Annotated in this window: 22 protein-coding genes, 1 other RNA gene and 1 pseudogene; 13 read left to right on the plus strand and 11 right to left on the minus strand. The window is 37.6% G+C overall.

Annotation, left to right across the window (positions count from 1 at the left end):
* Positions 1–35 precede the first annotated feature (35 nt).
* Positions 36–1,001 (plus strand): bile acid:sodium symporter family protein, encoded by a 966-nt coding sequence (locus ML543_RS10655; RefSeq protein WP_243387344.1) that lies wholly within the window; start codon positions 36–38, stop codon positions 999–1,001.
* A gap of 172 nt (positions 1,002–1,173) precedes the next feature.
* On the opposite strand, the gene ML543_RS10660 is transcribed toward ML543_RS10655, so the two are convergent.
* Positions 1,174–1,503 (minus strand): hypothetical protein, encoded by a 330-nt coding sequence (locus tag ML543_RS10660; RefSeq protein WP_243387345.1) that lies wholly within the window; start codon positions 1,501–1,503, stop codon positions 1,174–1,176.
* 222 nt (positions 1,504–1,725) lie between these two features.
* Between ML543_RS10660 and ML543_RS10665 the strand changes: the two genes are divergently transcribed.
* Entirely contained in the window at positions 1,726–2,052 is a 327-nt protein-coding gene (locus tag ML543_RS10665) for a PadR family transcriptional regulator (RefSeq protein WP_243387346.1), read from the plus strand.
* Entirely contained in the window at positions 2,049–2,735 is a 687-nt protein-coding gene (locus tag ML543_RS10670; protein ID WP_243387347.1) for a DUF1129 family protein, read from the plus strand. The genes ML543_RS10665 and ML543_RS10670 overlap by 4 nt, the downstream gene beginning before the upstream one ends.
* Positions 2,736–2,755: 20 nt before the next feature.
* On the opposite strand, the gene ML543_RS10675 is transcribed toward ML543_RS10670, so the two are convergent.
* Positions 2,756–3,334: an HD domain-containing protein gene (locus tag ML543_RS10675; RefSeq protein ID WP_243387348.1), complete on the minus strand. Its 579-nt coding sequence runs from the start codon at positions 3,332–3,334 to the stop codon at positions 2,756–2,758.
* 190 nt (positions 3,335–3,524) lie between these two features.
* On the opposite strand from ML543_RS10675, the gene ML543_RS10680 reads away from it, so the two are divergent.
* The 3 genes from ML543_RS10680 to ML543_RS17255 all read left to right on the plus strand — a co-directional run bounded on the left by ML543_RS10680 (position 3,525) and on the right by ML543_RS17255 (position 6,583).
* On the plus strand, positions 3,525–4,157 hold the full coding sequence (locus ML543_RS10680; protein ID WP_243387349.1) for a hypothetical protein: 633 nt from the start codon (positions 3,525–3,527) through the stop codon (positions 4,155–4,157).
* Positions 4,158–4,236: 79 nt separating this feature from the next.
* A non-coding RNA gene (ssrS, locus tag ML543_RS10685) (6S RNA) lies at positions 4,237–4,421 on the plus strand.
* A 104-nt stretch (positions 4,422–4,525) separates the two neighbouring features.
* Complete coding sequence (locus ML543_RS17255) at positions 4,526–6,583, plus strand: methyl-accepting chemotaxis protein (RefSeq protein ID WP_243387350.1); 2,058 nt, start codon at positions 4,526–4,528, stop codon at positions 6,581–6,583.
* Positions 6,584–6,943: 360 nt separating this feature from the next.
* On the opposite strand, the gene ML543_RS10695 is transcribed toward ML543_RS17255, so the two are convergent.
* Positions 6,944–7,621, minus strand: a complete 678-nt coding sequence (locus ML543_RS10695; RefSeq protein WP_243387351.1) for a GntR family transcriptional regulator — start codon at positions 7,619–7,621, stop codon at positions 6,944–6,946.
* A 193-nt stretch (positions 7,622–7,814) separates the two neighbouring features.
* Between ML543_RS10695 and ML543_RS10700 the strand changes: the two genes are divergently transcribed.
* Positions 7,815–8,672 carry a YitT family protein gene (locus ML543_RS10700; RefSeq protein WP_243387352.1) on the plus strand — a complete coding sequence of 286 codons (858 nt, stop codon included), beginning with the start codon at positions 7,815–7,817 and terminating at the stop codon, positions 8,670–8,672.
* Between the two features lie 197 nt (positions 8,673–8,869).
* Here ML543_RS10700 and ML543_RS10705 read toward each other — a convergent pair whose 3' ends face one another.
* Positions 8,870–9,787 carry a DMT family transporter gene (locus ML543_RS10705; protein ID WP_243387353.1) on the minus strand — a complete coding sequence of 306 codons (918 nt, stop codon included), beginning with the start codon at positions 9,785–9,787 and terminating at the stop codon, positions 8,870–8,872.
* Between the two features lie 202 nt (positions 9,788–9,989).
* Between ML543_RS10705 and ML543_RS10710 the strand changes: the two genes are divergently transcribed.
* Positions 9,990–10,463: an Lrp/AsnC family transcriptional regulator gene (locus tag ML543_RS10710; RefSeq protein ID WP_279326646.1), complete on the plus strand. Its 474-nt coding sequence runs from the start codon at positions 9,990–9,992 to the stop codon at positions 10,461–10,463.
* Between the two features lie 1,587 nt (positions 10,464–12,050).
* On the opposite strand, the pseudogene ML543_RS10715 reads toward ML543_RS10710, so the two are convergent.
* From ML543_RS10715 to ML543_RS10745, 7 genes and pseudogenes are all read right to left on the minus strand, one after another.
* Positions 12,051–13,387: pseudogene (locus ML543_RS10715) on the minus strand (CoA-disulfide reductase).
* 37 nt (positions 13,388–13,424) lie between these two features.
* A complete protein-coding gene (locus ML543_RS10720) occupies positions 13,425–14,243 on the minus strand; it encodes a GNAT family N-acetyltransferase (RefSeq protein WP_243387355.1) in 819 nt (272 codons plus the stop codon).
* 79 nt (positions 14,244–14,322) lie between these two features.
* Positions 14,323–14,628 carry an HNH endonuclease gene (locus ML543_RS10725; RefSeq protein WP_243387356.1) on the minus strand — a complete coding sequence of 102 codons (306 nt, stop codon included), beginning with the start codon at positions 14,626–14,628 and terminating at the stop codon, positions 14,323–14,325.
* Between the two features lie 131 nt (positions 14,629–14,759).
* A complete protein-coding gene (locus ML543_RS10730; protein ID WP_243387357.1) occupies positions 14,760–15,911 on the minus strand; it encodes a mannitol-1-phosphate 5-dehydrogenase in 1,152 nt (383 codons plus the stop codon).
* A 1-nt stretch (position 15,912) separates the two neighbouring features.
* Positions 15,913–16,350, minus strand: a complete 438-nt coding sequence (locus ML543_RS10735; RefSeq protein ID WP_243387358.1) for a PTS mannitol transporter subunit IIA — start codon at positions 16,348–16,350, stop codon at positions 15,913–15,915.
* 12 nt (positions 16,351–16,362) lie between these two features.
* Entirely contained in the window at positions 16,363–18,441 is a 2,079-nt protein-coding gene (locus tag ML543_RS10740; protein ID WP_243387359.1) for a BglG family transcription antiterminator, read from the minus strand.
* A 27-nt stretch (positions 18,442–18,468) separates the two neighbouring features.
* Positions 18,469–19,941, minus strand: a complete 1,473-nt coding sequence (locus ML543_RS10745; protein WP_243387360.1) for a PTS mannitol transporter subunit IIBC — start codon at positions 19,939–19,941, stop codon at positions 18,469–18,471.
* 235 nt (positions 19,942–20,176) lie between these two features.
* Between ML543_RS10745 and ML543_RS10750 the strand changes: the two genes are divergently transcribed.
* The 5 genes from ML543_RS10750 to ML543_RS10770 all read left to right on the plus strand — a co-directional run bounded on the left by ML543_RS10750 (position 20,177) and on the right by ML543_RS10770 (position 26,275).
* Positions 20,177–20,968, plus strand: a complete 792-nt coding sequence (locus tag ML543_RS10750) for an alpha/beta fold hydrolase (RefSeq protein ID WP_243387361.1) — start codon at positions 20,177–20,179, stop codon at positions 20,966–20,968.
* A 23-nt stretch (positions 20,969–20,991) separates the two neighbouring features.
* Positions 20,992–22,065: an SDR family oxidoreductase gene (locus ML543_RS10755; protein WP_243387362.1), complete on the plus strand. Its 1,074-nt coding sequence runs from the start codon at positions 20,992–20,994 to the stop codon at positions 22,063–22,065.
* A 433-nt stretch (positions 22,066–22,498) separates the two neighbouring features.
* Positions 22,499–23,575 carry an NAD(P)/FAD-dependent oxidoreductase gene (locus ML543_RS10760; protein ID WP_243387363.1) on the plus strand — a complete coding sequence of 359 codons (1,077 nt, stop codon included), beginning with the start codon at positions 22,499–22,501 and terminating at the stop codon, positions 23,573–23,575.
* Positions 23,576–23,648: 73 nt separating this feature from the next.
* Positions 23,649–24,323 carry an NAD(P)H-dependent oxidoreductase gene (locus ML543_RS10765; RefSeq protein ID WP_243387364.1) on the plus strand — a complete coding sequence of 225 codons (675 nt, stop codon included), beginning with the start codon at positions 23,649–23,651 and terminating at the stop codon, positions 24,321–24,323.
* 371 nt (positions 24,324–24,694) lie between these two features.
* Positions 24,695–26,275: a DUF342 domain-containing protein gene (locus ML543_RS10770; protein WP_243387365.1), complete on the plus strand. Its 1,581-nt coding sequence runs from the start codon at positions 24,695–24,697 to the stop codon at positions 26,273–26,275.
* Positions 26,276–26,283: the final 8 nt, after the last annotated feature.

A 26,283-nucleotide genomic window follows, 5' to 3' on the forward strand; every position in this document is an offset into this window, starting at 1 on the left:
TACTTATGATTTTTTTATTAAAGGAGCCTTATCGCATGCTTACTCGACTAAACCAAATTCTTCAAAAGCTTATGCCTTTGATCACCCCAATTAGTGTGGTATTAGGTGTATTATGTTATCAGGTGCTAGACTCTTTTCTTTTTTTAGTACCGTGGATTTTTGCTTTCATGACATTTTCAGGAAGTTTAAACTCTAGCTTTTCTAATTTAAAAAAAGTATTAAAGCATCCTCTTTCCCTTGTCGTCACACTCATGATTCTTCATGTATTTATGCCGCTTATCGCCAATTACATTGGGAAATGGATTTTTCCTACCCAACCTTATTACGTCATTGGCCTTATATTAGCGTTTGTGATTCCTACAGGAATTACAAGTTTAATATGGGTATCCATTTACAAAGGAAATGTGTCTTGGACATTATCGATTATTTTAGTAGATACCCTTTTGTCCCCTATTATGGTGCCCATTATTTTAAAATGGCTTGTTGATTCCACAGTTGAAATGCATATCTATGAGCTTATGAAAGGGCTACTTTGGATGATTGTCTTTCCGTCTCTTCTTGGGATGTGCGTTAATCAGTGGTTAAAAAAGGAGCTAACCGAAAAGCTCTCCACTACCATCTCTCCTCTTGCAAAGCTCGGAGTTGGAGCAGTCGTCGCCATTAACAGTGCTGGTGTTGCTCCATACATACGAAATTTCAATATCGAACTGCTATTGATTGCACTCGTAGTATTTACTTTAGCGATACTCGCATATGGACTCGGTTGGCTAGCAGGGATAGGAATCAATCAGCCAAGAAACACAATTATTTCGATGATATATAATAGCGGGATGCGAAACATTAGTGCCGGTGCAGTATTGGCCATCACCTATTTTCCTGCCCCAGTGGCTGTTCCTGTCATTGTCGGCATGCTTTTCCAACAAGTGTTAGCCTCTTCAATTGGCATGATTATTGAAAAGAAAACACATCATCTGGAAAGAAATCAAGCATTGCCTACGTAATTATCATGACGTTTTCTCTAATGGTTTGTATTTTCAATAACAGAAAGAAAATTCGAAAACAAAATCAAATTCGTAGACTAAACAACTAAATAACACGAAAAAGCTTGGGATATTTTCCAAGCTGTTCATTCGCTATTCTCCTGTCATTAAATCTCTCGTTAGCTGAGGACCATTAAGTGTTTCCTAAGTATTCGACTAAATAAAAGAACCCAAATTTCCTTACAAGAAAGTTACTAAGTTCACCCTGTGTTGCTTTTTCAATAGGCGGTTTTGTTAAGGTGTAAGCTTTAGCATTCAACTCAGCAAACTTTTCCTTGTATTCTTCGTTATGATACACATCATCAACAACCTCAGATGTTAGAGCTGCTTTGGGATAACCCATAATAAATACATGTGTTCTTAATGCCATGCTAGGAGTTGAGTGCAATAAGAAAAAAATAATCGCAAATGAAATTAAAAAAACGATTTCTTTCTTCATAAGGAATTTTTTCATAGTATTCATAGTCTAAAAACTCCCTTACCTTCACGCTTTTTGAAGAAACTAAACCACTCAATTATCAATTATATTTTACCATTACATAAATTAATTTAACAAAATTTAACAACTCTCCATTTACTTATGTTCCAATATTTTATAAGATATTTGTAAGCTATCTTGTTACACAAGATAGCTATAGCAATCCCCTCTATCTTGTCATGCAAGATACACAAGGAGTTGATTCAAATGTCCTCAAGAAGCCAACTGCTAAAAGGTGTGTTAGAAGGTTGTGTATTGGCCGTTATTTCAAAAGGTGAAGTCTACGGATATGAATTATCTGAAAAACTGAAAGAATTTGGTTTAGAAGATGTAAGTGAAGGGTCTATTTATCCGATTTTACTTAGGTTACAAAAAGCCAACCTCATTCAAGGAGAAATACGAAGCTCTCCTAGTGGACCGAAGAGAAAGTATTACACTTTAACGAAAAACGGACAACATGCACTCCTCCAATTCATAAACGAATGGGAAAGTCTAAAAAAACCAGTTGATTCCCTTCTAAAGAAAGGAGAATGATGATGCAAGCAAGAGACCTTATTTCGCTAAACAATGATAAAAGGAAACTGCTTTCTGAACAAAATGAATCGTATTATTCTAAAATGCTCATTTACATTCGCTTTCACCTCTTTTTATCTGAACAACAGTCTGAAGAGATTTTAATGGAATTACTTGATCATTTAATTGAGGCACAAGAAAAAGGAAAATCTGCTGAAGAAGTGTTCGGCCATGACCCAAAAGCTTATTGCGATGAATTAATTCAAAACCTTGCAACTGAAAAAAGAAAAAATGTATTAAAGTTCACGACTTATTTATTGCTCATGATTGCGGGTATTCATTTGTTAATCGAGGGATTATTTGAAATCGCAACGGAAAACTTTGAACAGGCTGTCAATAGCTACTATACAGGTTCTGTCATGGCATCGTTTGTTATTGGTTTGATTAGCACTGCTCTCACGGTCTACTTTATTTTTAATTGGTTAAAGCGTTCTGCTTTTAATGAGGCGACTAGTCATGTAAAAGATGCTCTCTTCATATTTGCTGTCGCCTCTTTCGGTATGGGAGGAATTTTGTTAGGAGGAAAGCTCATTCCTCCATTTGGACCAATATTTCATATGAGTAATTACGTCGTTCTCGTGATTGGAATCATACTCTTAATGATTGTATTTGTGATAAACAAAATGGAACGGATAACAAAATAGGTGTTCTTTAAAAAGGACACCTACTCCGTTATAAAGCACTCATCAATCAAACTTTTTAATTCACGAAACAGAGATGGAACTTCATCTAACCCAAATACAAGTGATTGATAGATGGACCGATAATACCACTCTTGGTCTTCTTTTCCTCGATTAAATCTAGACCACACAGCTTCGCCCTCTGTTCTCTTATCTTCCACAATCGAAAGTAAATTATGGACTTTGTCGGCGCATATTATCAACTTAATATCAAGGTTAGCCGTTTTCAGTGCTTCAATCTTTTGTTTTTTCCTTTCTTCCCAATGAAGAGATTTGTCTTTTTCAGATGCAGCTTTTACATAATTGGCCACATTCTGACCAAAGTTCTTTTCGATTTGATCGAGTGTTACCTCTGTATCTTCCCAAACATCATGTAGCACGGTTGCAATGACCATATCTTCTTTTTGTTGAGCTGAAAAGTTTGTTTCGTTGAAATAGTGGCATAGAAACATTGCCGCCGAAAAAGGATGAGATATATACGGTATATTGGATTTCTTCCGATATTGTCCATCATGAGCAATGGAAGCAAACTGTATGGCTCGATGAAGTTTATTAAAATCCAATTTTCGCACCTCCTTTTTAATTGCTATAAGAATTGAAGTCATTCTACTCCATTATAAAATAGTATGTCTTTCCTTAAATGTATGAATGTCCAAACAATGTATACACTAGATGATGGATTTAAAATCTAATTTTATCCATTATGACTATTAAAAAATATATGCTACACTTTCTCCAAGGAGGTGATACAAAATGAACGACCAAATACTTAAACAATTATTAATAGAGGTATCGAGCATTAATCAAAATGTTGGTAAGCTAGAGCAAGGGTTTAATGACTTGCGAGATGATATAAGAGGCATTAAACAAGATGTGAATTCGCTTAAAGAAGATGTTAATGAATTAAGGAATGAAGTTACCCAACTGAAAGGCGAAGTTAATTACCTCAAAAACGAAGTTAACCATCTGAAAGACGAGGTCAACTATCTGAAAGACGAGGTCAACTATCTGAAAAACGAAGTTAATTATCTGAAAGACGAAGTCAATCAACTCCGTGATGAGTTTGATCAATTCCGTGATGAAACAAATACTCATCTAAAAATGTTAGATGACGGACAAAAAGAACTTCGAGTCGATTTACGCTCGCTCAAGGGGGAAATAGACCAATTTCGTGATGAGTTTGATCAATTCCGCGATGAAACAAATACTCATCTAAAAATGTTAGATGAAGGGCAAAAAGGACTTCGAAACGAAATAACTCAACGCTTTCAAGAAACGAAAGAACAACTCTCGCAACTAAGTCTTGACGTCAAATACACATACCATAAAGTATCTGATCATGAATTAATTCTTAATCGACTTTCACAACAGCAACCTACTCCTTAATTTCCTCTACATGACGTTCCTTTGGAAGATAGAATGACAAAAACATTGCAAATCATAAAGAATTCCTGTATGATGAAAATCCAAGCTGCGTTGTTCGTAATCATAATAAGTTTTAACCTTTAAGCTGATATAGGGAGTTTTACATCGAAGCCGGAATGTCACGCCTAGAAAGTAGGACGACAAGAACGCTTCTGCGAACACCCACTTTGAGGAGTGGTGGTTTAAAACTTCATTATCGAGCATTACGGCAATTGCGGCATTTTCTCCAAAAATAAAGTCGGCCTTTCGGGCTGACTTTTTTATTTTTTTGGAAGAAAAATTCTACCTTCTTGCATATACAATAAAAGAGATGCGTCAGGAGGTTGGAAATGAAAAGTATTCGAACGAAATTTATAAGTCTCTTTATTCTTATTACGTTAATTCCCCTATTAATTACGAGTACCATTAGCGAAATCCAGACTTACCATTCGTTAAAATCTGAAGCCTTTAGTAAGCTCGTAGCCATTCGAGACATAAAAAAAAGCCAGATAGAAAACTATTTTGAAGAACGTTTTGAAGACATTTCAATATTAGCGTCCTCAAATGATGTTTACACTTCCCTACAATTATTCCAAAATGCTTATATTGAAGGAGTAGATTCTCCGCTTTATGAACAAGCAGAAGCAGAATACCACGATTATTTCCAACATTATATCGACACATATGGATACTACGATTTATTTTTTATCAATATGGACGGTGAGATCATTTATACTGTCGCTAAAGAAGATGATTTCGCCACAAATCTGCTAACGGGGGCTTATAAGGATACGAACTTAGCAGAGGCCTTTCGAACAAGTATTCAAACGAAGAGAACGTCATTACAAGATTACTTAATGTATGCTCCCTCGAATGAACCAGCTGCTTTTCTAGCTTCGCCCATTATGAAAGATGGGAAACCTGTTGGAGTCATTGCTTTACAAATATCTGATGAACGAATTAACCACATCATGACAGAGCGATCTGGCCTCGGTGAAACAGGAGAAGTTTACATCGTAGCCAACGATTATTTCATGAGATCGGACAGTCGTTTTATCACCGAAAAAACGATTGGTACCAAAGAGATTCAAACAGAATCTGTTGTAAGTGCTCTTAATAATGAAACAGGTGTAAAGACAATCCCGAATTACAGAGATGTCACAGTATATAGCGCTTACACTCCTCTACAAATTTCAGACTTAAGCTGGGTTCTCCTTTCGGAAGTGGAAGAAGGTGAAATCATGGCACCGGCCAAGGCACTTTTATGGGAACAAATCGCCATTATATTTCTTGTAATAGCTATCGTTATTCCACTTTCTATTTTCATCGCTCGAAAGCAAACAAAGCCGATTATTGCTTTAGCTGAAGCCTCTGAAAAAGTTGCACAAGGCGATTTACAAATGGATTTGTCCATTTCCTCCAATGATGAATTTGGGAGATTAGCTTCGTCTTTTGAAAAAATGGTCGGAAACCTTCGGAAAATCATTTCAGATGTAAATGATGCTTCAATAAATGTCTCGGCAAACGCTGAAGAACTCTTCGCAAGCTCCGAAGAAAGTAAAAAAACGAGTGAGCATGTATCCATTTTAGCCGTAGGTGCTGAAGAGTCAGCTAATAAACAACGGACAGAGTTACAACTAATCGACACCTCATTTCAAGAGATGGCTGATGGCCTAAAGCAAATTGGTGAGAACTCCGAAGTAATGCTCTCATTAACAGAGCAATCCATGGCCGTAACGAATAATGGCTTGAACCACATAAACAAAGCAGAAAATCAGATGAATAATATCTTAAAAGATTTTAACGAAACAAATGATCAAATTTCTGACCTACATGAAGAAACGAAAAAGATTGGACACATAACAGCCATTATTAATGAAATTTCCGAACAAACGAATTTACTGGCATTAAACGCTGCGATTGAAGCTGCTCGTGCTGGTGAAGTCGGAAAAGGGTTTGCAATCGTCGCCGATGAAGTTCGCAGGCTAGCAGAAAAAACGAAAGAATCGTCACATAAAATCGACGTCATGATTGATACCATTCAAAAACAGACAAAGCAAGTTCTAAAATGCTCGCAACGTGGGGTTGAGACAGCTCGAATTGGTATCCAATATTCAAATCAAGCAAACGAAGCCTTTAACGTTATAAACGAATCAGTAAATGTGACAACTGGAAAAGTAGAAGAAGTATCTGCAGCAATCCAAGAAATCTCGGCCATATCCATTCAGATGGGAGACGCCGTTTCTACTGTCACTCGCCTAGCTGAAAAAAGTGTCGATATAAGTCATGAAAGCTCTGAAGCAAGCCAAGAGCAACTCGTCACGATGGAGGAAATTTCAAGTGCAGCTCAAAACTTGGCCCATTTAGCAGAGTCTCTTCAAAAATCCATTGCTCTGTTCAAAATATAGGTTGCCGATACAGATAATTGATCCTTAAACAACAACGTATGCGGTGACTAAATAAGAAACATACATGATTTTACACTCACACCCCGGACATGAAAATTTATTCTCCCCGGGGTTTTTTCTTTCTACCATCTACCTATCATGATCGCTCATTCAGCTCATAGGTAATTTTTATTTTCACAGAAAAAGCGCAAGTCCTTAGGCGAAGGGCGCTGGAGGACTTCCGTCGCCACAGCAGGGCCGAAGCAACCCGAGCTGGTGGCGCTTGGAGCTAGATACTTGAACACTTTATTGAACTTAAACTTTCTGTAACAATTAAAAAAGGGGGCAAAAAGTTTCTTGAACTTTTTGCTCCCTTTTCTGCTAAAAGATATTTTCTAGTGCTTGGTAATTCATTTTGTCTAATTTTATCTCTTGTAAAATGCGATTTAATTGCGAATCCATGTATATCATTAACTTCTCTTCATTTTTTTCCGCAATGAAAGAAATGATTTTTTCATGCTCATTGTAAATGTCTTCTCCTTTAATGTTCGAATAGTTAAAGGCATCATAGAGCAATAAATAAACATTAATTTGATTAAAGATCATTTCAAGAAATTGTGACACGTAACGATTATTCCCTTTTTTCGCTAAGAAAAGGTGGAATTGTTTATTTTCATCTAAATAACGGTTAATATCTTGTTCTTCAAATGCTTCTTTTACACGTCCATTTAACGTTCGTAAATGATGAATATCTTCCGGCGATACTTCTTTAAGACCGTAGCGTACCCCAAGCTTTTCAAGTTCTCTTCTCATTTCAAACGCTTCAATAATTTCTTCGATTGTAGGTTGAATGACGAACGCACCTCGGTTTGGAATGAGCGTAACAAGTCCTTCTACTTCAAGCTTTTTAATCGCATTCCGAATAGGAGTTCGACTTACGTTTAACTTTTGAGCAATGGTGTTTTCGACCAGTTGGTTTCCTGGAGGCAGTTTTCGGTTTAATATTGCGCTCTTTAAGGAGTCATAAACCATTTGCTCCATCGACTTCTTTTTACTCAAAACGATTACCTCCTACCAAAAGAATCTTTAACCATCTTACCACAATTGCCCCTCTTCACCTAGTAAGCGTTTTAAAATTTGTTTGTTAATTCTTTTTTTATTTTGAAGCAAAAAACATATTTACAAATGAAGCGTTCGCTATTACACTTCAATATTGTAGTACAATTTAGTTCAACTAAATAAGGAGAATACCATGACATCATCTATTCGATCATTCATTTTACTAAACATTGGAGTCATTCTTATCGCGAGCAACATCCATTTCTTTTTATCGCCGAATCAATTTGCAACAGGAGGGGCAAGTGGCCTCTCGATTGTATTACACCACTTTCTTCCTTCCCTATCACTAGGATTGATTCTAGGATTTGTTAATATTTTATTATTTATTGTTGGCTTTATCTTTTTAGGGTTTCAATTCGGAGTCAAAACAATCTACTCCGGAATGGCCTTATCCTTCGTCGTTTGGCTACTTGATGTTTTAGTTCCTATTCAGGAACCACTTAGCCAAGACGCATTGCTTCAACTTATAATGGGACAAACAATCTGCGCTATCGGTATTGTCATCATCTGTAATCAAGAAGCCTCTACTGGTGGTACAGATTTAGTCGCAATGATCTTAAAAAAATACTTTTCAATTGAAATTGGAAAAGGCATTTTACTTTGTGACTTTGCCATTGGAATTGGGGCGATGTTCGCATTCGGTGTGGAGAAAGGATTGTACGCACTTTTTGGAATTGTGTACATTGGTTTAGTCATCGATTACTTAATGAAGCAGTTCAATATTAAGAAGGAAGTTGTCGTCATTAGTCATAAAAGTGAAGTTATTAAAGAGTTTATTGTAGAACAACTAGGTCGAGGAGCAACGGTACATACAGCTAAAGGTGCCTTTACGAATCATCAAAAAGAGGTCATTACAACCGTTCTGACAAAAAACGAGTATCAACAATTAAAAACTTTTATTCGCTCCCATGACGATCACGCTTTTATAACAGTTCGTGATATGAATGAGATTATTGGAACTGGGTTCTCGGGGGTACCTTCTACTAAATAATTCATTAAGAAAAGGGAGAAGCGCAAGTCCTTAGGCGAAGGGCGCTGGAGGACCTACGAAGAGGCTTCCTTCGCCACAGCTGGGCCGAAGCGACCCGAGCTGATGGCGCTTGGAGCTAGACACCAAAAAAACTGGAAAGAGAATACTTTAACACTTTATTGAACTTAAACTTTCTGTAACAATCAAAAAATCGAGGGTTAACGATAGCCCTCGATTTGTTTTGTTACGTTCAAACGAATAAGCTTTTTATCTTTAAAGTAGGAGAACAAATAACAACCGAGAATGACAATGAGCGCACCTACTACTTGAGATCCATTCATTTTTTCTCCCAAGAAGATAAATGCTAAAATCGCTGTGAAAACGGGGTTAAAGTTCATGAAAATCCCCGCTGTCGTCGCTCCTAATTTTTGTAACCCAATACTCCAAAAAACCATACATACGACCGTTGAGATTACACCTGTATAAAGAATCGCTAACGTAAATTCAACATTCAAGTTATGTACAGCAAAGGAGGGTACATTAAACGGGATCAAGATTAACAACCCGAATATCCCCGCATACAAAGTCGCAACCATTGGAGTTGTTTTAGTTGTCGCCCATTTGCTACAAACGGAATACAATCCCCATATCGCTACAGCGATTAACATATACACATCTCCTTGGTTAAAGGTAAGTGATACAAGAAGTTCAAGCTGACCTTTCGATAAGACAAGAAGCACACCAAACAATGAAATAAACATAGACACCATTTGCATAAACGTCATTTTTTCTCGTAGAAAGATGGCTGAAAATACGGCAATTGATATCGCATTCAACGTCGTAATAAGGCCCACGTTTGTCGCTGAAGTTCGTTCCACCGCAAGGAATTGAAAGAGGTTAAATAAAACCACTCCGGTCAGCCCCATTAAAAATAGTGGAAGTAAAGCCGATTTCGGCGGTACAAGCTTTCTTTCTTTCCACCACACAACAGGTACTAAACAAACGATCGCAATCATCCAACGTAAACTCGTCAAAGTCATCGGCGAAGCATGTTCAACGAGTGATTTAGATATCACGATATTCCCTGCCCACAACAAGCTCGTTACTAATAGCAACAAAAAATAAAAGATTGGCATGCTTTTGTCCCCCTTTACCATCCCGATTATTTATTCACCATCTTAACAGTTATCCACGACAAACAAAATATTATTTTGTATAATAAAAGTAATTTGAAATTTTTATAAGTTAATAGCTTATTATACAGAATTTCATTCATATTCTAATTAAAATTCAAACTACTTACGGAAGAATCGAAAGGGGATATAAGACGTGGATTCGATGATGATTTCAAAAGAGTTAGATGAAGTCGATCGAAAATTATTATCGACCCTCCAAAAGCATGCTCAAATGAGTAATGCAGAGCTAGCACGAAGAGTGAATTTATCTCCACCCGCGACACATGCACGAATTAAACGACTAGAAAAAGAAGGTTACATTGATCGGCAAGTATGTATATTAAATCATGAAAAGCTGGGGTTTAATCTTTTATGCTTTGTTTTCATCTCGACGAATATTCATCAAGCCGATAAGCTTGAAGTATTAGAACAAGCTTTTGCTAATATGCCAGAAGTTCTGGAATGCCACTGTTTAACCGGAGAGTATGATTATTTATTAAAAGTAGCCAATAAAAACCGAAAAGACCTAGAACGATTTATACGAAAACTGAATAGCCTCGGAATCTCGAAAATCCAAACGAGTTTAGCTTTACGCGAGGTCAAATATTCAACTGAATTACCAATGGATATTGAATAAGCATGCTTTTTAACTGAGAAAAGCGCAAGTCCTTAGGCGAAGGGCGCTGGAGGACCTGCGAGGAGGCTTCCGTCGCCACAGCAGGGCCGAAGCGACCCGAGCTGATGGCGCTTGGACCTAGACACCAAAAAAAACTGGAAAGAGAATACTTTAACACTTTATTGAACTTAAACTTTCTGTAACTAGGATCAAAAACACCCCCAAAACCGATTGGGGGTGTTTTTCGTTAATCAAATCTACTAAACAAAAATTTTAGTTTATTAAAATTTGGTCTGTATTTTTAAAACGCTCTATGATAACAAACAGTCTAGAATAACAGTCCTGGATGGTTTTTTCATTCTCAATATTATTTTATAGCCCGAGACCGAAATAAATGTCCTTATAATAACCTACTGCATAATCTCCTAATTTTATAGTATGAGCACGCTCATAACTTAATTGGTCATCAAGAAATGCTAACTAAACTTTTTCATAATCGATAAATACAAATGGTATAGAGGACTGTGAGTAGATATTAGCGTACTGCGGTTCTGATGCTTCTTTTAAGTAATCCTTCGTGATAAACACACTATCCAAGTTCTTGAATCTTTCTTTCAATATATCTTCAAGTCATTGGGCTACACTCGATTGAGGTTGTTTGCATTAACGTCCTTACTCCCTTCTATCGTTGGGTTCTGTTCTAGCCACAATTCGTGTTGTTCCAAGCTCCATTGTAGGGAGGGGAGGAAGGAGTCTTATTTCTTGTATCGTTTCATCAATTCCTGAAACTCTTTTGCATGCACAGCGCTAAATAATGCAGCTCGGATGATTTGGTTTCAGTCGAGAGAAGTTGCTTTAAAAGGTCATTAATGTATCTTTTATAAGCGTCAGCGCAACGAATGGTTGGTCTGTAAACTATGTGACGTCCTCCCTTTGACGATTTCCTTTAACAACTGGCGTAACAGCGTTGCTGTCATAAACCCTGACTTTATAATTAAAAGTCAGGGTTTATTGATTGTACTTTTAAATATTACTTTTTTTATAAAGAACTCTAAAATACAATAGAGAACGGGTATTAATAAAAAGTAAAAAATTGCATGGGTGGAATTTTCTTTTTGAATTATAAAAAAAGGAATATAGAATAAGAGGAAACATACAAAAAAGTACATTCCAGTTGAAAAAATGATATGTGTCCTTTTAGTATATTTTTTAATAAAATCTACTAAGTATGAAATCAGAATTCCCGGTGACATATACAGTAATATTAAAGGATACATCACTAAAGCGTAGTAGATACCCAATCCGAAGTCCTCTTGTGGGTGAAATAGAAAAATAGCAAAATACAAACTACCAATAATTGCTGTAAATAAAAGTGTTATGAGTTTAGAAATAAAGGTCTTCATAGTTCTCCATCCTTTAAAAGCCATTTTTGTTTACCTAATAATAAACCTTAATAAATAGGTGAATCAAAATTTACTTGTTCACCTATTTTGTCGATTGTAAAAATAAGTAGTATTAATAATGCAATCATTATGGTTATTTTTCTCATCATTTTCTCCAAGTGGATGAAACTAGCCTCGATGACCTTTGGATAGAAAATCTATTTGTCTAGTCTTTTTGCCTTCTTCTCGCCGCTTGTTGAATGGGATCCCATGCTCCGTTATAAGGTGGGCATAACTTAAATCTAGGTCTTCCAATTGATCAACTGTCATTTCGTTGAATAGCGCAACAGCCAATACATCTACTCGCTTATCTACACCCGCGTTGCCAATTACTTGTCCACCGAGCAATCGACCGTTTGCCTTGTGATACACTAATTTCAAGTGTATATCGGATGCGCCAGGATAATAGCCAGCTCGATCTTTAGTAGAGATTCGAATTGTTTCATAAGGAATGGATAGAGATTTTGCTTCCTTTTCAGAAAGTCCTGTTTTTCCAAGTGAAAGACCCATGAATTTTATAATGGAAGAGCCGGTCACTCCTTTAAACGATTGCCTCTTCCCACTCATATTGAGCCCCGCGATACGACCTTGTTTATTTGCTGTTGTCCCTAGTGGTATATAGTCATCAAGCTCTTTTATTCGATGGTATTGTGTGGCACAATCCCCAGCAGCATATACATCAGTAATATTTGTTTCCATAAATTGATTCACTTGAATGGCTTCTTTTTCATTTGTAAGGATGCCTGCTTCTTGAGCAAATTTGGTATTGGGACGAACTCCAACAGATATAAGAACAAAGTCCGTTTTATACTCATGCAAATCCGTTTCAACCATCTCAACTGCTTCTGTCCCTCGTAGCGCTCTTACTTGCTCATTCGTCACGACTTCGATTCCATGCTTTTTTGCTTCTTCTGAAACAAGCTCGGCCATCTCTTCATCGAAAAGATTGGCTATGTACGGGCCTCTTTGAATAATTCGAACATGCTTCCCAAGCTTTTTGAAGGACTCTGCCATTTCTAGTCCAATATAGCCTCCACCAATAATCGTTACATCGCGAATCTCCTTATTCAAATCTTGCACAATCTTTTCGGCATCAGGAATCGTTTTTAGCGTGTATACATTCTTTAAATTCACACCATCCCAGTTCGGTATGATTGGAGAAGCTCCTGTCGCAATCAACAGTTTGTCATACGTATATGTAAAATCTTCCCCAGCCCTATAATGTTTACCACTTACACACTTTTCTTCATGGTCTATTTTTGTCACTTCATGAAAAATCTTTGCATCTATTCCGTATTTATCACGAAATGTCTCCACCTTACGTGCAATTAGTTGATCAGTCGAAGAAATATCTCTACCAATGACATAAGGGAGGCCACACTGACTATAGGAATATATTTCACCCTTTTCTAACGTTATAACTTCTCCGGACGGATCGTTTCGGACAATTTGCATTGCGGCACTCATACCAGCTGCGTCCCCACCGATAATGACATATCTCAATTTCTCCTCCTCCTTCCTTTAAATACGTTTTACCCTCTTAAACCACATAATAGTCTTGCGCATCATATACTTGAAAACCACACCATGTATAAAGCTTTAATGCATGTTCATTTGTAGCTTGTACTTCTAAATGTACTTCGTTTCCTTTTTGAATCTCATGAAAAACCAGTTGTTTTAATGCTTTTCGACCAATTCCTTGTTTTTGATAGCGAGGCAATACGGAAAACCCGTATATCCAGGACTCTCCTTTATGTCGATGGATTCTTACTTTTCCAACTGCAATGGAACCTTGTTCGATGATAAAAAAGTCTTGATTCACTTCACGTTTAATTTGCTCATTGTACGATCGTGCTTCCGATTCTAAAAATCCAAAACATTCGACGTCGAGCTGAATTTCAAGATTGAAATCAGCCTTTGTTGCTTTTCGTAAATGTACACCCTCTTCTAAAGAAACGTGCTTCTCATTCCATTTCATCTGATATTCTCGGAAAGAAAAACGACACGGAAACTGTTTTAAAAATGCTTTCCCTGATTCTGATTTTTCCGGTGCATTTATGTATACTTCTCGAACATTTCTAGATTTCACTTCTTTCAGAGCATCTTTTAATAACCGTGAGAATATCCCTTTTCTCCGATAATGAGGATGTACCATCCCACAAAGTTCTATTTTCGTTCCAAAACCATATAGACCTATGAACCCAACAAGCTTGTCACCTTCGTAATGAAAGAAATCATTTTGCTCCAATTCATTGCGCGTTTCGAGCAAATCCCAATTCAACTTCAATTTGATATGTTCATACTTCTCACATATTTCTTGTAATCCATTGATATCCCGTAATTTTTTTGAAGATAGCATGGTCATCCCCCTTTAATCCTTTTTGAAAGTATTCTTCTTTAACTGGGATTTTCCTGCCATCCATTCTCATCAGCCATTTTTACTTTTTCTTTCGTCGTGCATTCGATTTTTTGATATACGGTACTTTCGAGCCCGGTTGCTTTCGAATCCATGATAAAAATTTTTTCATTTCTTCTTGTTCACGTAATGCCTCGATGGTCGTTAAACCAAGAATCACAATTTCTTTATTTGAGAATAGCGCATGAATTTGTTTATGGCATGGAATACATAAATAAGCAGTAGGTAAAAACGTTCCCCCTTCTTCTTTCGGTGTTAAATGATGCAAAGTTGTTTTCACATTTTCTCTCAAACAGAGCTCACATGTAGTCGGGTATTTTTTACTCATGGTCCACTTCCTCTCATGTTACGCTGTTATTCTACCCCTTCACTTTGATTACCTTTCAACCAAATAACTCCGTAGAGTGGTTTTTTTTGAATATATAATTTAGCCAAAAAGAAAAAGTAGACGGTAACCGCCTACTTTTTCAGTTCTTCATATTGATTCATAATTTCTTTAGTTAAAGGGGACTCTTGACTAAGTCCCGTAAATTCGACAATCGCCTCTACCAGACCTTTTTCTTCAATCGCTTGCTGAATCGTTTGTGCCTCAGCATCTTCTGCGTAATTAAAGTGCAAGGCACTTGCAATACTTTTTGCTAAATAACTTGGCACTTCTCCCACTAACTCTAAGTACTGAGTTGCAGGGTTTGTTAACCGATCTTTCGCTCCTAGCTTTCGAATTGGGGAACGGCCAACTCGTGTGACTTCATCTTTTAATGCTGGGTTTAAGAAGCGTTGAATGATCTTTTCACGGTATTTTTCATGCTCAGCTTCATCTAAATCGTACTTCGTAGTAAGTAAACGTCCTGTTTCTTTTACCGTATTTTGAACGATTGCTTGGATTCTTTCGTCTTTCATTGCTTGGTCAATCGTTTCGAATCCATATAAGTAGCCTAAATACGCACAAGCGGCATGACCAGTATTGACCGTGAAGAGCTTGCGTTCAATATATGGCTTTAAATCCTTTACATAGGTGATACCTGAAACGTCTGGCCTTGAACCTACAACTTCTGTTTCATCTACGACCCACTCAAAGAATGGTTCTACCATAACCATTAATGGGTCTTCATTTGTTTGGTTCGGAACAATACGATCAACCGCAGAATTCGGGAAGCCTAGCCGCGTTTGAAACTCTTCCACTTCCTCGTGAGACAAGTTCTCAAATACTTTCTCTTTTAGGAAAGCACTACCACCAATCATATTTTCACACGCAATAATGTTTAAAGGTGTTGTTGATTGATTGAATCGCTTCTTTACTCCTTCAGAGATGAGAGGAGCAATCAATGGCAAAATATTCGGTCCAACAGCGGTTGTCACAAGGTCTGCTTTCGCAATTATCTCAATGACTTCTTCACGCTGCTCTATGCTATTTTTAGCAAAAACATTTTGAACGGTTACTTCTTCTTTTGTTTCATCGGCAATGACAACTTTATATTCCTTTCGCTCATTAAGCAGTTGAACGACTTGATCATTGACGTCGATAAAACATGTTTCATAGCCTGACTCGGATAATAACTTTCCGATAAAACCTCGACCGATATTACCTGCACCGAAGTGGACAGCAAGCATATTACTCCACTCCTTCAAACTGACTTAAAACTTCTTCTTTCGAACTCGCTTTTACAATTGCCTCTACATTTTCTTCTTCAGAACATACAATGGCAATTTTAGAAAGGATTTCTAAGTGCTCGTCTCCTTTACCAGCAATACCAATTAATAGTTTTACGATGTTACCGTCACCAAAGTCTACTCCGTTAGGTACTTGCACAATAGCAATTCCAGATTCTTTGACAGCTTTCTTTGCCTCTTCTGTACCATGTGGAATCGCAACAAAATTCCCCATATACGTAGATGTTAGTTCTTCACGCTCGATCATTTTTTCGATATAGTCTGCTTCAACATATCCTTGCTCATGGAGGATACGTCCCGTTGTACGAATTGCTTCCTCTTTATTAGCAAATTCTGCATTCATTAAAATATTTTCACTTGTTAAAATTGCACGTCCCATTCTAAACACTCCTTAAGAATTTAATTTCTCCTGTAAAAACTGTTCAAATTTAACCGCCATATAGGCTTTAATCGCTGATACATCACCTGTTTCGAATAACGATATACTTTCTTTACTTTCAATCATACAGGCGCTTATATAACTTAACACTTCGAGCACTTCCGAAGATGTTTCCGTCGGCGCAATCATGAAAAGTATTTTTCGTATTTCAACCTCTGAATCATCCATTCCTTTAACACGTAATGCATTTGATAAATTTGCGATTGAAAAACACGCCTTTTGTACCGAATGGCTTCTCGTATGAAACAATGCGAGACTCGTATTTGGAATACCTAGCCCCCCTAGCTTTTCTCGCTTCACTAGAGCCTTTACTACTTCATCGATGTCTGACAATACTTCTTTTTTATGAAGAGATTCGCAAATATTCACTAATGCATCATTTATTGTTTTAGCCTCTACTTCCAGTAACTCTATCTCTTGAAGCAGACGATAAACGGTATCGGAATAAACTTTCATCGTTTGAATGCGTTCCATCGTTTTCCCGACACCCTGCGTATTCGAAGGAATCGTTTTATTCTCTCTTTCATTTTCCACAAGGGGTTGTTGCCAACAATGACGGATTGAACGTTTTATTTTCTTAATTTCGTCCTTTGTTAATATAGGGCTCACAACGATGTGTTCCCGGTTAATTTGCGGTAGTGAAATGGTAGAGATAATCAAGTCATATCGCGTAATGTCCATATTTGATAATTCAAATATTGAAACATTTTTTAGTTCAGTAATTTCAGGAATCTCCCTTTTCATTCTAGAGAGCAGCATTTTAGAAGTACCGATTCCACTCGAGCAAATAACTAACGCTCGAATAGGATGAAGCATTTGATTGCTAACAAAAGCGGACCCGAAATGTAATACTAAATACCCCACTTCTTCATCTGGAATATTGATTTGATTAAACGTTTGTTTAGCCGCTTCTTTTACAACGAAGAACAATTCTTCGTAATCTTCCTTTATTTGATCCAGTAAGGGGTTTGTAATCCCCATTTCTTGTTTTATACGATACAAGGCAGGTTTTAAATGAACGACAAGACCTTGAAATAGCGATTCGTCTTTAGATAAGGGAAATTGGGTTTTCTCTTCTACAAGTTGAATGAGTTCTTTGACTTTTAGCGCTATCTCCATCGTAGAATCTTCTAGAATAAACTCTTGTTCATTTCTTAATTTTGCACCTTGTAAATGCATCGCCATGTAGCCAATTTCAGCTTCCGGTACTTCAACTTGAAATGTTTGACTTAATTGATGAGCAAGGTGAGTTGCATACTCAAATTCTTTCGCTTCCTTTAAATGATGAAACAAGGCATCATCTACTTGAACATGCTCTCCTTGAATAATTCTCTCCATTGCTAAAGCGATGTGAATAACAAGCCCCACATACGCTCTATCTGATATTGAATAAGGAAGATTTTGAATAAAATCTTCCACAACTCTTTCTACCGCTGAAACTTTCTCCTGATCCACTAGCCCCAGTAGCTGTTCCGAAATGAATGAATCATGACGTTTAATGAGTTTAAGTAATTCAACCTCTTCCACATGTTCAGAAATCAATTGACTCATCATGCGTCGTTTAGCAGATTCGGAACCGACAAGCTGTATCCCAAATCCTCTTTTTCGAACGAGATCAAGACTCGAATGCACTAATCGTTCTTCAATTCTCGTTAAGTCATTGCTAATGGTTGCTACCGTTACGTACAAATCCTGCGCTAATGAAATCAGTTTTATCGGTTCAGATGAGTTGAGGAGCGCGCATAAAATCATACGCTGTCGCTCCTCTGGAGTATACTCATCACTTTCCACATTCTGCATTTCTAAAGTTAACTGCTCAATCGCTAGTTCGTCGCCTACAAGTTGAAGCCCAATCCCTGACTTCTTTATAAGGCGTAACGATTTCTTTTCGAGCAAACCTTCGATGCCCTTTAAATCTCGATGAATGGTACGTGTACTTACCCCTAAATGTTCAGCAAGCGCTTGAACTGTCATCTCTTTTTCTTTTAGTAATTTGTTTAAGATGAGCCTTTCTCTCGCTGATAAGTACATACTAGTCACTCCATCGATTATTATTGGTTATTCACTTAATTCCTTAATAAGTTGATCATAATGTGGACTATTTAAGAAGTTTTCCACTGAAATATGCGTACTGTTTGGATTCTTCGCTTTTGCACGATCTGTTAAGTCTTTATGTGTAATGACAATGTCAGCATCACTAGGCAAGTTGTTAATAGATGAATTAGTAATCATTACATCAAGACCTGCCTTCTTCGCTTTATTCTTTAAGATGGATGCACCCATGGCACTAGAACCCATACCCGCATCACAAGCGAAGATGATCTTATTGACTTCTTTTCCTTGCGTTAAGCTGTCTGATTGATTAGCTGACACACTTTCAGTTTCGTTTTCTTCCTTATTTTCAGCCTCTTCGTTTTGAACTAACATAGAAGCTCTTGTTTCTTTTCCTTTAAGCTTGGATGATTGTTCTGTCGCTTTTTTCAATGCATCTTCGTCTTCTTCTTGTTTAGATGCTTTTAAAATAATGGAACTTATTACAAATGATACGACTGTTGCTACGATTACTCCTGCAAGTACTCCTAAATAATTCCCTTTTGGTGTCATTGCTAGTAACGCAAAAATACTGCCTGGTGATGGGACAGCTACAAGTCCAGCGTCAAATAACATAAAAGTGAATACACCGGACGCTCCACCAGCAATTGCCGCGACTAGTAGTAGTGGCTTCATTAAGATGTATGGGAAATAGATTTCATGAATTCCACCTAAGAAGTGAATAATCGCTGCACCAGGAGCTGATTGCTTCGATACACCTTTTCCAAATAACATATACGCTAACAAAATACCAAAACCAGGTCCAGGATTCGCTTCTAGTAAGAAAAGCACTGATTTACCTGTTTCAGCTGCCTGCTCGATTCCAATTGGGCTTAAGATCCCGTGGTTAATCGCGTTGTTTAAAAATAATATCTTCCCTGTTTCAATGAAAATACTTGCTAGCGGTAAAAGTTTTGCATCGACAATCACTTGAACTCCACCAGCTAACACTTCAGTTAAAGAAAGAACGACAGGACCGATTCCTAAGTAAGCTAAGATTGTTAGTATTAATGCAACAAAACCTGCCGAGAAGTTATTCACAAGCATTTCAAAGCCTGATTTCACTTTTCCATCAATAAGTTGGTCGAACTTTTTAATTGTCCAACCTCCAAGCGGTCCCATTACCATGGCACCTAAGAACATTGGAATATCTGCGCCTACGATGACTCCCATCGTTGCAGTCGCACCAACGACACCACCACGAACGTCGTGAACCATCTTACCGCCTGTGTACCCAATTAATAAAGGTAGTAAGTAGGTAATCATCGGACCTACTAAATTAGCTAAATCTTCGTTTGGAAGCCAACCAGTAGGAATGAATAAGGCTGTAATAATTCCCCATGCGATAAATGCCCCCATATTCGGCATAATCATACCGCTTAAAAAGCTTCCAAATCGCTGAATCTTTACTTTTATACCAGATTGTTGATTTGTATTCATTGAGGACCTCCCTTTCACTTTGTACATTAATGATAAAGCGGTTTCAGGCCCCTTATCAACGAATAGTAATACCGTTTTTGTCACACTGGATGTTGACAAAACTGAAAAAGGAACGTCCTGTAAATGGTACATTTTTGTGCCATCTTTCTAACAATTTATAACTAACTAGTGACAAGCTTAGGTATAAACGATAGGATAATAAAAGTATGAGAATTAGATTTATAAGGAGTTTTTCATGTTAGAATATAAAGTATTTGAAGGCCCTTCATCTGAATACCTTGTGTTGATACATGGTTTTGGAGGGAATTGTAGCATTTTTCATAAGCAGATTCGCTTTTTTCAGAAATATTTTAATGTCGTGACCATTCATCTTCCTGGGCACGGAAAGTCTCCTAGTCCAGATCAATATAATCAGCCGTTTTCATTTAACTTAGCGGCACGCGAATGCATTCGTATTCTTGACCATTTGCGCATCGAGAAAGCACATTTCTTGACGATATCGCTCGGGTCTGTGATTGTACACTGTTTAATGAACCATTATCCTGAACGGGTGAAGTCTGCCGTTCTCGGTGGGGCCATCACTCGTCTTACTTGGACTTCAAAAACATTAGTGGCATGTGGGAAAGTCGTCAAATCCTTTACTCCTCATATTTGGTTATACAAACTATTTGCCCATATTATTATGCCAAGGAAAAATCACCATCATTCCAGAGAAATGTTTGTCAAGGCAGCCCAAAAGATGAAACGGAAAGATTTTTTAGCCTGGTTTCATCTCGTAAATGATGTCCAATCAACCTTCGTGATTAACGAAAAAACGAAAGCGATTCCAAAGCTTTACCTTTCAGGTAGAGAAGACCATTTATTTGTAAATGCCATTCAAAAAGATGTTCAAAGTGACGATAATGCTCAAATGATTGTCATTGAAAAATGTGGACATGTGTGTAACGTGGACAAAGCGGACGAATTTAACCAACATGCTCTATCATTTTTACAATATTTCATCCAAGAGAAAAGTAGCGTCTCTTAATCCAAAACAACAGGAGTGATTTTTTGAATATTTTTCTTACAGGAGCAACTGGATTTTTAGGCGGGAAGCTCATTCAAAACTTACTGAAGAACAAAAACCATACATTATATGTATTTGCGAGAAATATCCAAAAAGCGGCCAAGCTACGTCAAACGTTTCCAGCATCTGATCAACAAAGAATTCATATTGTTGAAGGAGATATTACACGCCCTTTTGGTGGACTAGGTGAAGAAGATATAAATTGGTTAAAGGGGAAAATAGATGCTATTTATCATTTAGCTGCACTCGTTAAATTTGACGAGGAGTTAAGAGAAGAACTTTTTGCAACGAACTACGATGGAACGAAGCATATCCTGGACCTCGCTACTGCAATCGGAGCAAAAAAATTTTACTATGTAAGTACAGCCTACACAGTCGGTAAGGGTTCAAATGGGGTTGAAGCGTTATATCCAATGAATCACCCAACCAATAACCCGTATGAGGAAAGCAAAGTGAAGTCTGAACACTTAGTCTTTTCGTATAATACTAAACTAGATATCTCGATTTTTCGTCCAGCTATTATCGTCGGAGATTCGAAAACAGGGGAAGCCGATTCTTCGTTTACGCTATATGGATTTATGCGAGCACTTGAATTATTCAAGAGAAAAGTATCTCGTTACCCTTCTGAAACATCGTATCGAATACTTGCTTCAAAAGAAGGGACATCCAATCTCGTACCAGTTGATTATGTTTCCGATATTTTAAGTCTTGCGCCTGAAAATGCAAAGCCGGATACCATTTATCATATTACAAATCCGTATCCACCAACGAATGAAAAGCTGCTAACATTTATAAAAGATGCCCTTCACTTTGAACAACTAGACATCGTTGAAGAAGTAGAAATCCATGAACTAATGGATGTGGAGAAGCGCTTAAATGAACTAATCGACGTGTATCAAGTATATTTAACTCGAAATCTTTCCTTTAAAGATGATCATACAAAAGAGCTTATTTCTGGAACGGATATCCAGCACTTATTAATGACTGATGACATGATAAAACTCATTATCGATGCAGGTGTTCGCAATCGACAAGCACACACTTTATCGAATTCATAATCTTAAACTCTCTTCTCTCAAAGAGTGTTGTTTCTAGTTATACAATGGATATCGAAAGGTGGTCTAGGGTTTGCCGGTATAGTGACTCTATATCACCCCTATTCTCCGCAGTGTCTTTATTTTATTGCGGAAGAGTCTCCCTTTCGTACAACGCTGGACAAATGGCACCTTTCGCTTCAACTAATTCAAGACTAAAAAGCAACAACGTATTAGAAACTATCCTTAAGAAAAGAAGGCCCTCTATTTTTTGCAGAGGGCCTCATTGCTATGTAGAATAATTCTTCTCATTAATTCAACACTTCATTCATTCCCTCCGCCCCTTCTTCTCATAGATTTCTCATCATTATAGCAAATATCGGAAACTACGACGGTTTACTTGTGAATAATTGTAAATAATATAGATTGAACACAATTTTCAACTGGAGATGATAACTTGAACGTAGCAATTATGGGTGCTGGTCTATCTGGGTTAGCGTGTGCAATCATTCTCGAGCGCAACGGGGTATCACCGACTATTTATGAAAAACGAAGTCAAGTTGGTGACCGTTTTATTAATGCGGAAGCCTTAATGAATTTGTTAACAAGACCGATTTTAGATCCAATTCAGTATTTCATGGAACATCACGAGATTGATTTAAAACCTTTATCTCACATTCGCACTCTAAAAATATTTTCAGAAAATGAAAAAGCAACGATAGAAGGCCTCATCGGATTTGTGAATGTTCGCGGTCGCCACCATCTATCTTTTGAACAGCAGCTGGCCAATCAAGTGCAAACGCCCATCCACTTCCATTCAGAATATACTTACGAACAACTATTACATGAGCATTCTCATGTTGTGATGGCAACGGGTGACGGGGAGTACACCCGCAAACTACAGCCCTACACACTGAATACGAGTGCCTCCCTTACAGCTGCAACGGTTGAAGGATCTTTCAATCCGTATACAGCGATGGTATGGCTTAATAACCATTTCGCACCGAAAGGATACGGATATATTCTTCCGTTTTCTGAAAAAGAGGCGAACATCGTCATTGCTTATCCTGATAATGTGGTGACAGCAAACGGTGATCAATTATTTCAATCATTTCATCAGGAATGTCAAAAGCATCTAAATCAGGAGCTTACCATAACTGACCAGTTTCAGGTGAGTAATTATCTTATTGGAAGAAGTCATTTCCCTCGTATTGGGAACACACTATTCACAGGTAACTGTCTTGGTACGAATATGCCTTTTCTTGGATATGGTCAATTTGCCTCCATTTTATCCGGAATATTCGCCGCCTATGATATTCTTGGTAAGGCGAACTACGAACAATTCGCTAAGAAAATTTATGAAAGCTACGAAGATTCTCTTGTCCTCCGTAGAATGGTTGAAAAGCTGGATAATGATACGTTTGACAAGATAGTAAAAAAACTGGATGGTCCTATCGGAGCGATGTTGTTTCATCAAACAAGATTAAATCCATTACGAATCGCAAGCCTCCTCCTTCGCCCTTTCATGTCCTAAATTCTAGGCAGATTTCCCTTAATATGGTACGGTATTGTTGTCGAAATGTTTCAAATATAAGGGGGAGCTATAAATGCAGAACAAAGAAAAAGTAAAGCAAGACATATTAGATGCTTTTTGGTCACGACATGCGACGAAGCAATTTGATCCAACTAAAAAAATTTCAGACGATGATTTCCGATTCATTTTGGAAACAGGTCGACTTTCCCCGAGTTCCTTAGGAATGGAGCCGTGGCGATTTCTCGTAATCGAAAGTGAAGAGCTTCGAGAAAAAATTAAACATACTGCTTGGGGGGCATATGGAAAGCTTCCAGAAGCTAGTCATTTCGTCGTCATTCTCGCTCGAACAAAGGGAGATACAACGTACAACTCCGATTACTTAGAGGAACACTACACTCATTATAAAATGCTTCCGGAAGACGTAAAACGCGATTACTTAACGAAAGTCGAAAACTTCCAACGAGATGACTTTCAATTATTAGAAAATGATCGCGCCATGTTTGACTGGGCGTCGAAGCAAACATACATAGCGCTTGCAAACATGATGACTGCAGCCGCACAAATCGGCATTGATTCTTGTCCTATCGAAGGCTTTTCCTATGAGAAAATGAATAAACTCCTTCAAGATGAAGGTTTGCTTGAAGATGGTAGCTTTAACATCTCAGTCATGGTCGCTTTCGGGTACAGAGCAAAAGAGCCAAATCCAAAAACGAGACGCCCATTTGAAGATGTTGTTCGATTTGTATAATGTGACTTACTTAAACGGAATCAGGAGCGAAAAACAGCTCCTTTTGAACGAAAGAAAGGTGGCGGACGACTGTCCAGACTCTCCTGCACTGAGATATGATACTGCGAGGAATCCGAGCAGATATTGACTATAGAAACCCGTTCGTTAGGAATTGTCCTTCCCTGACGAAAGCGTCCGCTACCAGATTAAATTAACCGAATATAATTGACGAGAAACAGGCTGTACTTTTAGGGTAGCCTGTTTTCTTTGTCTAACTATCAATATTTACCACCCATCTTTTTCTTCATTATTTCTTCTATTTTACCGATAGTTATTATGAGAAGTAACTTCATATATATTACGAACGAAAGCAGAAACGAGTTGAGTAAAAAGTGGTAAAATTATTTTCAAATGAATATTTTCACCTATTAGAACGAGATAACATCATATTTATCCATGTCACTCAACCCAATTTTCCTCTACTTCAATTCGAAGATGTACTAAATCTAAACCCGCGAATTGAGATAACAAAATTTCTTCATTTAAAGAAAGCGCTTGAACAAGCTTCATCAGAAGATATCGAAATTGGACGTCTTAGACCAACTGTTGATATGATCCTTTCAAGAGATCAAATGGAAGCTAAAGTCAAGATTTATGCACTTCCAGATGAATTTGATCAGAATAAAGAACAGTATATCCAACTTGTCTTTGAAGCGCTAACTGAACAACAAATAACAGAAGGAATCTTAATCGATGTTATCCGTAATGGTTTAAAACCACTTGAAGAAATCATCGTTGCAAAAGGGACTCCTCCAACTCATGGTGAAAATGCTATAATACGCTACTTCGAACTATCAGACCGAAAACCAACAATACGCGAAGATGGTCGTGCGGACTATTATGATATGAACTTCATAGATGAAATAAAAGCTGGGGATTGGCTTGGAGAGAAAATTCCTCCTACAGAAGGAAAGCCTGGAGCAACCATTAAAGGAGAAATATTGCAACCTCGAAAAGGAAAAGATGCTCGACTATTATATGACCCGAAAACCGTTACAGAAGTCCGAGAGGGGAACAAAACTGTCTTACGTGCAAAAATTGATGGAATCGTCGCTTATAATCGAGGAAAAATTGGCGTCGGACGTCACTTAAAAGTAGACGGTGACGTTGGTGTTGAAACAGGGAATTTGGAGTTTGATGGAAGCGTCACCATTACTGGAACTGTACAAGAGGGGTATTCAGTTATCGCAACTGAAGACATTTCTGTCTTAAGTGAAGAAGGTGTATCAGGCTGCCATCTGATTGAATCAAAGACAGGAGATGTTTTCGTAAAAGGTGGTATATTTGGTAAAGACCATTCAATCATTAAAGCAGGCCGGAACATCTTTGTAAAGTACGCAAATCATTGTACATTATTGGCTGATGAAAACATACATATTGGCTACTATTCGATCGGAAGTACGTTAAAAGGGATAAACATTGAAACTGATAAAGAAAAAGGAAAGCTAATAGGTGGAAATATTGAAGCGAAGGCAAAAGTTCTGTCAGGATACTTAGGGAATAGAATCGAACAGAAAACATTCATCTTAGTTCAAGGGTTTAACCGCTTAAAGGTTAAAGAAGAGTTTGATCAACTTTTACGACATTATAAATCTTTACTGATTCAGCTCGAAGAAGTAAAACGAGAGTTAGAAATTTACGAAGCTAGTCGAGACCAATTAGATGAATGCCAATTAAAAGAGTTCGAAAAACACGAAGAAGCCTTTGATGACTTAATTCAACATGTTACGTCGTTAGAGTCTGAGCGAAAAAGGCTCATGTACTTGTTACAGACGAAAGGTGACGGACAAGTAACAATATTTAAAGAAGCCTATCCACAAACTTTTTTAGAAATTAAACAAGTGCGAAAAAAGATACAGACCTCTACCACAGGTACCATTTATGCTTTAGGGAAAGAACTCCGGTACGAGTAGTGAAAAGG

Source organism: Bacillus kexueae (assembly GCF_022809095.1).
Taxonomy (GTDB): domain Bacteria; phylum Bacillota; class Bacilli; order Bacillales; family Aeribacillaceae; genus Bacillus_BZ; species Bacillus_BZ kexueae.